Origin of the sequence: Aurantiacibacter gangjinensis, from assembly GCF_001886695.1 — a bacterium.
Lineage (GTDB): Bacteria > Pseudomonadota > Alphaproteobacteria > Sphingomonadales > Sphingomonadaceae > Alteraurantiacibacter > Alteraurantiacibacter gangjinensis.
In genome coordinates, this window is sequence record NZ_CP018097.1 from 1,068,682 (window position 1) to 1,082,086 (window position 13,405).

Here is a 13,405-nt window from a genome sequence, read left to right on the forward strand (position 1 = left end):
GGACCAAGTCACATGAATCTCGACAATGCGCGCATCGCGATCATCGGTATGGGCTATGTCGGCCTGCCGCTGGCAAGCGAGTTCGGCAAGAAACGCGATGTCGTGGGATTCGATATCGACGCCGGCCGCATCGCGCAGTTGCAGGACGGGCATGACCGCACCGGCGAAGTCGATGCCGCAGAACTGGCTGAAGCAAAAGGCTTGCAACTGTCGGCGGACAAGCGGGATCTAGCCGATTGCACCGTGTTTATCGTAACCGTGCCTACGCCCATCGACGATCACAATCGCCCGGACCTGACTCCGCTGGTCAAGGCCTCGCAGATGATCGGTGACGCGCTGAAAAAGGGCGACATCGTCATCTATGAAAGCACTGTCTATCCGGGCGCGACCGAGGAAGTGTGCGTGCCCGAGCTGGAAGCGGTATCGGGGCTCAAATTCAACGAAGATTTCTTCTGCGGCTATTCGCCAGAACGCATCAATCCCGGCGACAAGGAGCGCCGCCTGCCCAGCATCCGCAAGGTGACATCGGGCTCGACGCCGGAAGTGGCCGATGCCGTGGATGCGCTCTACGCCTCGATCATTGCCGCAGGCACATACAAGGCCGAGAGCATCCGCGTGGCCGAGGCTGCGAAGGTTATCGAAAACACGCAGCGCGACCTCAACATCGCGCTGGTCAACGAGCTTTCGATCATCTTCAACCGGCTGGGCATCGATACCCTCGCCGTGCTCGAAGCCGCGGGCACGAAATGGAACTTCCTGCCGTTCCGCCCCGGCCTTGTCGGCGGCCACTGCATCGGCGTCGATCCGTATTACCTGACCTACAAGGCCGAGGCGATCGGCTATCACCCGCAGGTGATCCTGGCCGGTCGGCGCATCAATGATGGCATGGGCGCCTATGTCAGCGGCGAACTGGTCAAGACCATGTTGCGCCGCCGGATCCATGTGAACAATGCGCGCATCCTGGTGCTGGGCCTCACCTTCAAGGAAAACTGCCCGGACCTGCGCAATTCGCGCGTGATCGACGTGATCCGCGAATTGCAGGATTACAACGCGCAGGTCGACGTGCACGATCCGCTGGCCGACGCCGAAGAGGCGAAGCGCGAATATGACGTGAAACTGGTGTCGAGCCTCGACGACAACACCTACGATGCCGTGGTGCTGGCCGTCGCGCATGAGGATTACAAGGCGATGGGCGCCAGCGGCATTCGCGCGCTGGGCAAGGAAGAGCATGTATTCCTCGACCTCAAGTCCATTTTCAACGCCGATGAAAGCGACCTGCGCCTCTGACCCGGGGGTCAGACGCGCGAATCAGCAGCGCCAATACGAAATCAGCTAAAGGCGTTTTCCGCGAAATCGCCCGATTTCACTGTGTCGTCGATGCGCTTCAGCGTCGAGAGCAGGCCTTCCATCATGTCGAGCGGCCAGGCATTGGGGCCGTCCGACTTGGCATTGGCGGGATCGGGGTGCGTTTCCATGAACACGCCTGAGATACCCGCTGCAATGGCTGCACGTGCCAGCACCGGCACGAATTCGCGCTGCCCGCCCGAAGATGTGCCCTTGCCGCCGGGAAGCTGGACCGAATGGGTCGCATCGAACACGACCGGGCAACCGGTCTCGCGCATGATGGCGAGGCCGCGCATGTCGGAAACGAGGTTCTGGTAGCCGAAAGACGCGCCGCGTTCGCAAACCATGATATTCTCGCCCGTGCCGCCCGCCGCTTTCGCCGCGTCGCGCGCTTTTTCGACCACATTGGCCATGTCGCCCGGTGCCATGAACTGCGCTTTCTTGATGTTTACCGCGGTGTCGCGTTCGGCCACGGCGCAGATGAAATCGGTCTGGCGGGCGAGGAAGGCGGGCGTCTGCATCACGTCGACGACTTCGGAAACGGGGCCGACCTGCTCCTTCTCGTGCACGTCGGTCAGCACCGGAACGCCGACTTCGCTTTTCACCTTGGCAAGAATTTTCAGGCCTTCATCGAGGCCCGGGCCGCGAAAGCTCTTGCCCGATGTGCGGTTCGCCTTGTCGAAAGAGCTCTTGTAGATGAAGGGGATGCCGAGCCGATCCGTGATTTCCTTCATCGCGGTCGAGGTGCGCATGGCCATGTCTTCCGATTCGATGACGCAAGGGCCGGCGATCAGGAAGAACGGTTTGTCGATGCCGATATCGTGTCCGCACAGTTTCATGGAATATCTCCGAAAATTCCTCAGCCGAGCGCTGCCAGCGCGTCGACCGTTGCAACAAGGTTCAGTGTGTCGGTGCCGGGTGAGGGGGCAGCTGTGCTGCCGCTGCCATTTCGGCTCCGTGTGTCCAGGCCAGCCCCTACCCCGCTCGTTACGTAAACGAAAGCGATTCCGTATTCGTCCGCGCCGCGCAGGTCTGTCTTGGCGTTGTCGCCGATGGCGAGAACACGGCGGCGATCGATATCGCTGCCCGTGATTTGCCGCGCAACAGCCAGCGCACGGTCATAGATCGGGGCATAGGGCTTGCCGAAATAGACGACCTCGCCGCCAAGCCGCTCATATTCTTGTGCAATTGCGCCTGCGCATAGTTCCCGCACGCCGTCGCGCTCCACCTCGATATCGGGATTGAGGCAGATCATGGTCGCGCCGCTTTCGGCGCCTGCGCGCACTTCATCCGCGTGATGGGCAAGATCGTTCGCATGACCGTCAGCGAAACCGCAACAGACGATGATGTCGCTATCCGCCGCTGTGCCCGAAAATTCCAGACCCTCGCTCGCCAGCGCCTCCCGGTCGCGCTGCGAACCGATGAAACCGGCACTCTGTCCCTCATGCTCGCGCAAATAGGCCAGCGCTGCATCGCCGGAGCTGACGATCCCGTCATAGCAATCGGGCGCGATGCCGAGGCCGTCGAGCTGGATCTTTACCGCAGGCGCCGGGCGCGGGGCATTGGTAAGGAAGACGATGGTGCGCCCTTCGCCCTTCCATGCCCGCAACAGGTCCAGCGCGCCGGGGAAGGGGCGCGCGCCATTGTGCACGCAGCCCCACAGGTCGCACAGAATGACGTCGTAGGACGGGTCCAGCGTCATGAAACGCCCATGATCCGCAGGCTGTTTTCGACATGCTCGACATCGCTGGGATTGTTGAGCTCCCAGATGTCCCATTCGGGCGGCGCGACTTCGACCACGGTGATGGGCGCGCCCATATCGAGGAAGCGCAGCTGTTCGAGACCTTCCAGCTGTTCAAGCGCGGTGGGCGAATGCTCGACATAGGCGCGCAGGGCGGCAGGGCGATAGGCGTAGAGGCCGATATGCAGCAGCAGCGGCAGCTTGTCGTCGTCTACCTCATCGCGGGCGAAATGCGGGATCATCCGCTTGGAGAAATAGTGTGCGTGGCCCTTGCCGGACGTCGCGGCGAACGTCCCGCCGACAATGCCCTTGCGCTCATCGGCGGCCAGCGTTTCGTACAGACTGGCCGACACGCGCACGACAGGCGTTGCAACGGCCGCGGACTCGTCTGCCGCCATGCGTTCGATCAGGCTTTCGACGAAATAGGCTGGCGTCAGCGGCGCATCGCCCTGCAGGTTTACGATAAGGTCGGGCTCGGCATCCAGCTTACCCAGCACCTCGGCGCAGCGTTCGGTGCCATTGCGGCATTCAGGCAAGGTCCAGATCGCTTCGCCGCCAAAGCCTTCGACCGCATCGACGATTTCCTGGCTGTCGGTCGCCACGGCGACGCGCGACACGCCCTCGACCCGCATGGCCGCTTCCCAGCTACGATGGATCAGCGACTTTGCCTCGCCATCCTTGCCGCGCAGCGGGGCGAGCGGCTTGCCCGGATAACGCTGCGAAGCGAAGCGTGCGGGGATGACGATCATCACATCGGCCATGGTCGATCCTTTTCGTATCGGGAGAGCGGCCTAGCGCGCGCCGGCGCGCAGGCAATCATGCACATGCACCACGCCTGCCAGCGTGCCGTCCTCATCGACCACGGGCAGCGCGCTTACCTTGTTGCCGCTCATCAGCGCCATGGCCTCTTCCACAAGGCAGGACGGTGCGATGGTCATCGGCTTCTTGGTGGCAGTAGAACCGGCATCGCGGTCCAGCAGGCCATCCATATTGCGGCGCAGATCGCCATCGGTGATGACGCCCAGCAGCTTGCCGTCCTCCAGCACGGCAGCAACGCCGAGCCCCTTGGCCGACATTTCGACCAGCACATCGCCCATGGAATCGCCCGCGCGCACCGCGGGCACGGCATCGCCCGTATGCATGATGTCGCCCACGCGCAGGAATTGCGCGCCCAGCTTGCCGCCGGGATGGAAGACGTGGAAATCTTCCTTGCGGAAACCGCGCATCCGCATCACCGCAACCGCCAGCGCATCGCCCAGCGCCAGCGTGCAGGTGGTAGACGTGGTGGGCGCCATGCCGACGCTGCACGCTTCCTCCGCCTGCGGCAGCAGCAGCGCGACCTCTGCCTGGCGCGCCAGCGTGCTGTCGGCCTTCTTGGTGATGGCGATCATCGGAATGTCGAAGCGTGCGACATAGGCCAGCAATGCATGCAGTTCCGCCGTTTCGCCCGAATTGGAGAGCACCAGGCACACATCGTCGCGGGTGATCATGCCTAGGTCGCCATGGCTGGCCTCGGACGGATGGACGAAGAAGGAGGGCGTGCCGGTAGAGGCCAGCGTGGCGGCAATCTTGTTACCGATATGGCCGGACTTGCCCATGCCCGAGACCACCACGCGGCCCTTGCAATCGCGCAGCAGCGTGGCGGCCGCGTCGAACTCGTCGCCGAGCGCATCGGCCATCTGGGCGAGGGCCGCGCTTTCGATGCGAATAACGTTGGCGCCATGGTGCGCCGGGGAAATCGAGGATGTATCGTTCATTATTAGCTACTGATGTGTTCGAGACATTGCGAGACGTGTGGCGATGCCGCGTATCGCCGTATGCGCAGGCCCTATGGCGGCAAAGCGTCGCTTTTGCCACCCCGTGATTCATGCTCGACCAAACCATTGCTTGGCGTTTTCGCCAATTTCAGAGTTCGCTAAATTAGAAAATCACGGGTGAGCGAACTCGAGGGAGCGACAATCATCGTCGCCTCATTCCTTGAAATTCGAATCAAGAGTAACCTTTTTGCATCGTATATTGCGAAGCGCTGATCACTACATACGCCAACTGCCGGATGGAAAAAAGTATTTTACTCACCTAATCCGGCAGCTAAATAGTATAGGTTTTTGTGGCGACACATAGAATTCCTCTTAAGGCGCTTAAGTTAAACCGCGCCAGAAGAGCGCCTCCACTTTCGCAAGTCGGCTATCAAAACTCGGGGATAAAAAGATCGGAGTTTTGCCATGCCATGATGACGAGTCTTGCGCCCCAGAAAATCTACCAACCAACCGGCTACAATTTCTCCTGCGAGCGCTCCGATGGCCATGCCCATGGCTCCGTATTTTATCGTCAAGGGTATACCAAACAGAGCGGTGATTAAAAGGCCAACAAGTTGGCGACGGAAAGCCAACCAAAGTGACTCTTCTGCAACATACCACGTGCCGGAAATCTTTCGCCACCCGGCAAACAGCGCGGCCCATATGTGGATTGTCATTAAGATGGCGACACCTTGAAACTGATCGCCATAAAGTATCTGCTCCAGCGCAGGCGCAACGATTGCCATTCCCACCGCAGCCACGAGTGACAAAATGGTAGCAGTTTCGATTACGCGCATCAATCTTAGCGAGACTTCCCCCTTGGCGCCTCTCTCAACCGTAGCCTCTTCCATAATTAGAGGTGCGGCTGCAGCAACGATAGCAGCTTGAACGACGACCCAGGCAGTGGTGATGCGAAGCGCTGCCGTAAATATTCCCAATTGCTCGTCATCCGAAAAAATCTTCAAAACGATGACGCCCACCGCCGCAAAAGCAGCGCCAGCAACAGCGGCTGGCAAAAGGGGGATGCTTTCGGAAAGGCGCGATAACGCAGTCTGAAGGTTGCCGGGTGACCAATTCGGTCGGGGACGTTGCAGGAAATAGAAGATACAAAGACTTATGCCTTGGGCGAAATATTCGACAAGATAAGTAAGCGCGAAAAAGAACACGTTGGGGTCATAGAGGGCAAAATATACCCGTAGCGAACCGGCGGTAAGGAGAGCCGCGATTGAACTAGCAAGGATCAATTCGCCTTTACGCGTCGCAAGAAAAAAACGATCAAGTGTTGAAGTGCACTGCGGAATGAGCCCGATCAACATGATCAGCACGTATTGTGCCTGCTCACCGACGCCGATGGCGAGCACAGCAAGCATTGCGACTGCACAGACGAGTGAGGCCATCGTTACGCGCGTGAGCAGGTTTTGCGTCACGATCCGGTCGCGATCCTCCGGCTCCCGGACGATCCATTTCACTAGCGACGCATCGAGCCCTAGCACCGCGAAGGGTGTGGCGAGGGCCAGCATTTGCAGTGCAAAGCCGAGTTCCCCGAACTCGGCAGGTCCTAGAGACCGTGCAACAAGCGCCCCGATCAAAATGCCGGAAATGAGGCGGACAACACGCTCGCAGATTATCGATACGGTATGAAGCCGTGCCGAACGTGGCCGTTCCGACGGGGAGGGCGGTTCAATTGGCATGAGATGATTGCAGCTGTAGGACCGCGGAGAGGAAAACGAGTGACAACGGACAGTTCACGCCATTTGTCATTAAGTTCGTACTTTGGTCGCTTTAAACAGTTCGACGTCATCGCTTTCCGACGCGAGCTTTTCGAGGTAGCGAGCTTCGGCAGCGAAATCGTGTGGATGCGATTGCGAGGGGTCGATATTGGATAGCGAGCCGGTAGAGAAACCGTCGAAACCATAGAGGCTTAGCTTGTACGGGCCGAGATTTAGCACCAGATCGACTATCATCATGCCGGTCGACGGACGCGCACCGAGCTTCTCCCGAAGTTTTTTATGCATCGATTTAGGATAGCGGGCGATATCTCTCTTTGGTGACAACATCCAAAGCGGCAGCTGCATCGTTTTCGGTGTCATCCAGAGGATGAGTGAAACATCTCGGCCGTCTGGCAAGCCGGACGACACGTACGTGCTAGTCGCAAGCCAGTCCGTTTTCGTGCCATGGCTTTGCGCCGTCAGGATCGGTCCGCGATTCATGCGGACGACAATATCGTGCCGGTCAATATCCGATCCGTGGGATTTGTCCGCCAAGCCGCTGGCGTTGCCGACGATGGCTACCGACTTTCCGGCAACGCGGCTGCGCATCTCCTTGACGCCGACCCAATTCCTGAGTCTGCTACCGAGGAGCTTTCCCGGATAGAGGACAAGGTCCTGCGCTCGTTTCTTGGCCCTTTCCTTCCGGCGAAGGCGTCGTACTTTATCTAGCGCTTCATCTGCGACGGACCATGTCGTAAAGGCAGCAGCCGTATCCTGTTTCGTCGGCACGGGACATGCCTTTCCGAAGACCTTCTCGATCTTCGCTTGCCACCATTCAGCGCTACGGACAGTGCAATGCGCGTTGTCGCCATTAGCCAGGATGTGATCGGCAAATGTCAGTGAAATGACGAATAAGGCGTCATCCGCATAGCTGCGAACCTGCGCCAGAACATCGTCAACCTGCTCTTCCGGGACGTGCTCCATAACGTCGGTGCAGAGCGCCAATCCAAGCTTTCGCGTTGGCGGGTTCGAAAATTCCGGAACGTAGGGATCGAAAAGTTCGATGTCATGCCCGGCCTCGCGCAAGGCCTTGCCAAGCATTCCTTTGCCACATCCGAAGTCGAGAAGGCTTTCCGGCGTACGGTCCGCGATGATCGGCTCGATAAAAGGCACCAGCCGAGCGCTGGTTCGGCCGAAGGAGTCCGATACCTTATGCAGGCTCGTATACAGATTCTGGTTCTCTTCCGCCACGGAACAGCCTTCTCAATAGAAATGAACGGTAGGACAGGATCCCGACCCTGCCCATAGCCACTTGTTTCCTGCCCATCTTCGATCCGGCGCAAGCCGGAAAAGCGCGGTCATATTAGTGACTGAAGGGCCGGAACTGCAAGCGCGGCTTGGTAGGCGCAAGCACACGCATGTCAACGCATAATGTCGCGGCGCGGGTATCAAGGTCGCCTGCGTCTCCACGCCTGGAACATCAGCACGTTCCACAGCAGGGCCTCGTGGTCTTGCCTGCCCGAAAGGTGCTCTTCCCAGCGGCGGCGGATCGTGTCCACATCCAACAGGCCGCTCTTTGCCAACGCATCGCGCGACAATTCGCTTTCCGCCCAGTCGCGAAGGCCCGTGCGCAGCCAGCGACCCACGGGGATTGCGAAGCCTGCCTTGGGCCGGTCGACCAGTGCGCGCGGCACATGGGTGTAAAGCATTTCTCGCAGCAGGCGCTTGCCGATGCCGGCGCCCGCGCGCATGTCGGCGGGCAGGCTCCATGCGAAGCGGTAGAGGTCGCGCTCCAGATAGGGTGTGCGCGTTTCCAGCGAGACAGCCATGGCGGCCCGGTCCACTTTCACCAGCACATCGTCGGGCATGTAATTGGCGGTATCCACCAGCATGGCGCGGTGCGCGAAGTCCAGCGCAGCGGCGCGGGCATCCTGCCGCGCGGGCAGGCGCGACATGCGCGCATCGACGGCCAGCAGGCTGGCCGGGTCGTCCGACGTCGCCAGCAAACGGTCATGGAAGGCCGCCTCGTCTGCGACGCCGATAACGCGGGCGAGCTTGCGCACCTTTTCTTGGGCGCGGCCGGATGCGAGTTCACCCGGAAGGATAGGCCCGGCGATCCGATAGGTTGCGGCCGGCACGGCGCGCAGCGCAGCACCGAGCATCCGGCGCGCCGGAGCGGGCAGGCGCGCCATACGGTTCCAGACTTTGGGGCCGGTAAAATAGCGATTGTAGCCGCCGAAGATTTCGTCTCCTCCATCGCCGGAAAGCGCGACGGTCACATGCTGGCGCGCCATGCGGGAGACGAGAAAGGTCGGCACTTGGCTGGAATCGGCGAAGGGCTCGTCATGGATGGCGCCGACTTCGGGGATGACGTCCTGCACCTCGGCGGGTGAGAGGACCAACTCGGTATGATCGGTGCCCAGATGGGTGGCGACCGCCTTGGCAGCGGGAGACTCGTCATAGCCATCTTCCGCCATGCCGATGGAAAAGGTGCGTACCGGCGCGCTCGCGGCGCGCTGCATCTGCGCGACGACCATGGAGCTGTCGATGCCGCCCGACAGGAAAGCGCCGAGCGGCACGTCGGACACCATGCGGCGCGCTGTCGCCGCCTGTAGCAGGGCATCGCCGCGTTTGCGCGCCTCGTCCAGCGAGCCTGCGAACATCTCCTGCCGCGCTGCCAGCGCATCGCCGACATGGTCCCACCACCGTTCTGGTTGCGGCAGGGCACCTGCCTGCACATTGTCCAGCGACACCGTAAGCCGGTGCGCGGGTTGCAGCTTGGAAATGCCCTGCCAGATCGATTGCGGCCCGGGCACGTAGGAATATTTGAAGAAATCGCCCAGCGCATCCAGGTCCATCGCAGCATCGAAGCCGGGCAGGGCGGCGATGGCTTTCAGTTCCGATGCGAACAGCAGCGAGCCTTTGTGCAGGCCATAATACAACGGCTTCTCGCCAAAGGCATCGCGGATCAGCGTTAACTCGCGTTGGGCGTGGTCGAACAGGGCGATGGCGAACATGCCGTCCACCCGGTCCAGCGTATCGGCGATGCCGTCACGCGCGAAGCATTCGAGCAGCACCTCGCTGTCGGAATGGCCGCGCCACGCGATTGCACCGTGCCGCGCTTCGAGCTGGCTTCGCAGATCCGGGAAATTGTAGATTTCGCCGTTAAACGCCATCGTCATGCGCCCGTCATGCGAATGCATGGGCTGCGCGCCGGCTGGCGACAGGTCGATGATGGAGAGGCGGCGATGGCCGAAGGCGATCTGGCTGCCAGCCTCGATCCAGTGACCGTCCGCATCAGGCCCGCGGTGGACGATGGCCGCCGTCATCGCGGCGAGCGCGACGCGTGGATCGCCTGGAGCGCCGAAGCCGAAAAAGCCTGCTATTCCGCACATTGCCCTGTCAGCCCCGGCTTTTGCTTGCGCTATGCAGCAGGTCTTCCCACGCCGAAATCACATTCTCCGCAGAGAATTGTGCGACCGTCGCCGGAGCGACGCGGCCCATGCGTTGTCTCCTGTCTTCGTCGCGGATCATCGCATCCATCGCCCCGGCGAGCGCCGCCGTGCGGTCGGAGCCGGGATCGACCAGCACTCCGTTTTCGCCATCGTCGATCAAGGCTGCCGGACCTGCGCAATCGGCGAAGCCGATGACAGGCCTTCCACTCGCCATGGATTCTACCGCGACAAGCGATAGCGACTCGTTGCGCGACGGTACTACGGTGAAAGCGGCCTGCCCGTATTCGGGCATGACATCGCGGATAATGCCGGCAAGCTCGATCCTGTCCGCATGAATTGTCGTGGAGAGCAGCGCTTCGATTTTCGGGCGGGTCGCACCGTCGCCGACGATGCGCAGGTGCCAGTCCGGGTGATCGGCAGCAATTGCATCGAAGGCCGCGATCAGCGTGTCGTGGCCTTTCTCTTCCCGCAGCCCGCCAACGCACAATATTCGTGCCTGCGGTGTTGCTCGGATATTGGCGGAAAACTGACCTATCGCCACCGGGTTCGGCAGCACAACGACCCTAGCTTGCCGTTCAGCGGGATGTTCCCGCCGGATCGCCTCGGATACAACTGTTTTCGCATAACTCTGCCGGTGAACCAGATTTACCAAGGCGCGCTGAAGCGGCTTGTCCGCGAAATATGCGAGGCTGGCATGCTCGCTCAGCACGAGCGGAATGCCGGTGCCGAGTAGGCTGAAGGTCATCGGGACGTACGTCGAATGCATGAAACCGATTGCAACATCAGGGTGGAGCGATGCCGCCAGTTTTCGCAGCCGCGCCATGGTCACGGCCACACTGCGCCGGGGTGTCGGCAGGCCCGGCTTCCCGGTGCCAAGCCTATGCACTGAGACGTCTTCTTCCACATCGTAGAAGAGAGCGCCTTCGGGTCGATCGAAGGTCGCGATAACGACGTCATGCCCCTTTCGCGCCATGGCATTTGCCACATCGACGAAGACACGCTCCGCACCGCCGCCCTCGATAACCAGGCCCTTGATGACGAAGAGAAGTTTCACTGCTTACCCGGACGCTTCGATCGTCGGCCGTGTCACCAGCACTTTGGCATCGTCATCCAGCGGCTTGATAATTTTGGCCGGATTGCCGCCCAGCAAAACTTCGCTTTCGCTGAAGGCTTTCGTGACGACGCTGCCGATGCCCACGATGCAGGACGGGCCAATCGCGGCGCCCGGTGCCATCTGGATGCCGGAGCCGAGATAGGTGTTATCGCCAATGGTGATAGGGCCATCGAGATGGCGATTATGCGTCCACAGGCTGGATAGCCTGCCACCCAAAATCACGCTGTCACCCAATGTCACGCCGCCGGTGAAGTCGATCTTGTGCTGCGCCGTGATGACCGACGCCTTGCCCAGCGAAAAATGGCCCGCAGTCTCGCTGGCCTGCTCGCTGCCGGTATCGCGCGCTGCATTGATGATGCCGTTGACCTCGTTGAAGCGGTAGATTTGCGCCTGTTCGCCAAAACTGGCGGTGCGTCCGCCGCGCACGACATTGCCGATACCGAAAAACGCATCCGTGCCGATCTTCAATCGCTCACAGTGCAGGAAGATATTGCCGTGCCCGATGCGCACCCCATCGTCGATCGCGCAGCGACCGACGACGATCAGGCTCAGCCCGATGCTTACGCCGCGCCCGATGCGATAGCCGAAGATATGGCGGTAAATCGGGATTTTCAGGAAAGATGGCAGCACCGCAATGGCCGCGGCCATTAGAAGCCAGAGCTTGCCCGTCCTGCGATAGGTCATGGCAGCGGCCCGCTAGAGCCCTTGTCCGGCCGACATATAGCCGGGCCGCTCGACGTTGAAGGCCTGCAGGATCGAAGGCGCGATTTCGCGCGTGGAGATACCGTGGCTCTCGAAGTCGGGGCGGGTGGCGCGATCCTGCGGGTCGTAGATCAGCATCAGGCCCTGCGGAATGTGGTAGGCATTGGCGCCGGCTGCATCCTGCAAGTGCATGTTCGTAATGCCGATGCTTTCCGCATCGACGGCATCGCCCTGCAATTGGACATCGAGCGTTTCTAGGTTCTCGGCCTTCAGCTCCAGCCGCAGGATATTGTTGCCCAGATCCTGCACATCGATGTGGTGCCCACTGATATCGAGGCCGCCCAGCCGCTGGATCAATTGTTGCTTGGCGCCATCTTTGACGTGCACATTATATTGCGGGGCCATGGACGGGCGCCGCTCCCAGTCCTCGCGCGAAAGGCCAAGGCCATCCATAAGCCGTGCCATGTTGGAAATGGTGACGGCGGAGGTGACCGGTGCCCGCTCTTCAACCGCTTCCTGTCCCATGCTGGTGGTGACCACCAGCTGGAACTCGCCGGTCCGGTCGCACAAATCCAGCAGGCGGGCGATCTGGTCGTTCGCTTCCTTCATCGCGAAGGGAATCTCGCCGCCCCACTGCTTCGTCCATTCCTCGGGGAATCGGCCTGCCTCATAATCGGCGGGGAAGAGCGATGGCCAATAGCGGTGCATGGAGGATGCAACATGGTTGGTGAAGAAGAAGGATGCGTCGGGTTTTTCCTGCTTCAGCGCCTTGAAGAAGAAATCGAAGGCCAGCTGCGCCTGGCTGCTGCGGCGGCGCACGACGCGGTCCTTGTTCACACGTTCGGATGCAAGCTGGCCTGCCAGCTTCGCCACCGTGCGCGGTGCGAGCCCCAGGCCCGGAGCATTACGCAGGAAAGTAGCTGCATCGCGTAGCGGCAGGCCGCGCTTCACGTTCATGGCGTTCTGTTCGACCATGGCGATGTTGAAACGCTGGAAGGATTCGAATTTCTTGGGAAAGGTTTCCGGTCCGGCGGCAAATGTATCGGGCACGTAAAAGGCGTAATCCGATGCATCGGCCGGCATGGGATAGGAATGTAGCGAACCGAACAGACCGACTTTCCGGCCGGCTTTCTGCAGTAACGACCAGACGGGGGGCACCTCGCGGTTCACGGCAGACAGGTCCATTCCGAAATCGGAGATTTCGTGCATCTCGTTGGTGACGCCGCGATGCAGGGTGGGCCAGGTGATCCAGGGGGACAGGTGCCCCGTATCTTCGGCCATCGTCTCGTATTTGCGGGCGTGCTTTGCCAGCCGCGCGAACGCACCATAGCCGGGCTGGGCGGCGAAATGTTCGAAGACGCGGCGGGGGACTTCGTTCAGTTCGTAGAAAATGGTCTTGGTCGAGCGCATTGCCTGAATAGCGACAGCCGCGAGAAACGCGCCTGCTCCAGATAGTTCGGGTTGCCGAGGCCATAGTGGAGCGGCTATCGGATGCAAAGTTTTATGTGGCACCCAGCCACCTGTGCGCACACGGACGGCCAACT

At 60.8% G+C, this 13,405-nt stretch carries 11 protein-coding genes; 1 reads left to right on the forward strand and 10 read right to left on the reverse strand.

Features of this window, described 5'->3' with window-relative positions; translation table 11 throughout:
* Window positions 1-12 precede the first annotated feature (12 nt).
* On the forward strand, window positions 13-1,287 hold the full coding sequence (gene tviB / locus BMF35_RS05235; RefSeq protein WP_047007196.1) for a Vi polysaccharide biosynthesis UDP-N-acetylglucosamine C-6 dehydrogenase TviB: 1,275 nt from the start codon (window positions 13-15) through the stop codon (window positions 1,285-1,287).
* Window positions 1,288-1,328: 41 nt separating this feature from the next.
* Here tviB and kdsA read toward each other — a convergent pair whose 3' ends face one another.
* From kdsA to BMF35_RS05285, 10 genes are all read right to left on the reverse strand, one after another.
* Window positions 1,329-2,183, reverse strand: coding sequence for a 3-deoxy-8-phosphooctulonate synthase (gene kdsA, locus BMF35_RS05240; RefSeq protein ID WP_047007197.1), 855 nt, complete (start codon window positions 2,181-2,183; stop codon window positions 1,329-1,331).
* Between the two features lie 20 nt (window positions 2,184-2,203).
* The gene (locus tag BMF35_RS05245; RefSeq protein WP_052766075.1) at window positions 2,204-3,046 is read right to left on the reverse strand and encodes a TIGR01459 family HAD-type hydrolase; all 843 of its coding nucleotides are present in this window, start codon (window positions 3,044-3,046) and stop codon (window positions 2,204-2,206) included.
* Window positions 3,043-3,846 carry a 3-deoxy-manno-octulosonate cytidylyltransferase gene (locus BMF35_RS05250; protein ID WP_047007198.1) on the reverse strand — a complete coding sequence of 268 codons (804 nt, stop codon included), beginning with the start codon at window positions 3,844-3,846 and terminating at the stop codon, window positions 3,043-3,045. The genes BMF35_RS05245 and BMF35_RS05250 overlap by 4 nt, the downstream gene beginning before the upstream one ends.
* Before the next feature lie 30 nt (window positions 3,847-3,876).
* On the reverse strand, window positions 3,877-4,842 hold the full coding sequence (locus tag BMF35_RS05255) for a KpsF/GutQ family sugar-phosphate isomerase (protein WP_047007199.1): 966 nt from the start codon (window positions 4,840-4,842) through the stop codon (window positions 3,877-3,879).
* A 386-nt stretch (window positions 4,843-5,228) separates the two neighbouring features.
* On the reverse strand, window positions 5,229-6,572 hold the full coding sequence (locus tag BMF35_RS05260; protein WP_071961174.1) for an oligosaccharide flippase family protein: 1,344 nt from the start codon (window positions 6,570-6,572) through the stop codon (window positions 5,229-5,231).
* A gap of 69 nt (window positions 6,573-6,641) precedes the next feature.
* Window positions 6,642-7,841 carry a glycosyltransferase family 29 protein gene (locus BMF35_RS05265; RefSeq protein ID WP_052766076.1) on the reverse strand — a complete coding sequence of 400 codons (1,200 nt, stop codon included), beginning with the start codon at window positions 7,839-7,841 and terminating at the stop codon, window positions 6,642-6,644.
* A gap of 197 nt (window positions 7,842-8,038) precedes the next feature.
* Window positions 8,039-9,985: an asparagine synthase (glutamine-hydrolyzing) gene (asnB, locus tag BMF35_RS05270; protein WP_047007201.1), complete on the reverse strand. Its 1,947-nt coding sequence runs from the start codon at window positions 9,983-9,985 to the stop codon at window positions 8,039-8,041.
* 7 nt (window positions 9,986-9,992) lie between these two features.
* Complete coding sequence (locus BMF35_RS05275) at window positions 9,993-11,099, reverse strand: glycosyltransferase (protein ID WP_047007202.1); 1,107 nt, start codon at window positions 11,097-11,099, stop codon at window positions 9,993-9,995.
* A gap of 3 nt (window positions 11,100-11,102) precedes the next feature.
* Window positions 11,103-11,843 (reverse strand): acyltransferase, encoded by a 741-nt coding sequence (locus BMF35_RS05280; protein ID WP_156172146.1) that lies wholly within the window; start codon window positions 11,841-11,843, stop codon window positions 11,103-11,105.
* Window positions 11,844-11,855: 12 nt separating this feature from the next.
* Window positions 11,856-13,271, reverse strand: coding sequence for a hypothetical protein (locus BMF35_RS05285; RefSeq protein ID WP_047007204.1), 1,416 nt, complete (start codon window positions 13,269-13,271; stop codon window positions 11,856-11,858).
* Between the last annotated feature and the right edge of the window lie 134 nt (window positions 13,272-13,405).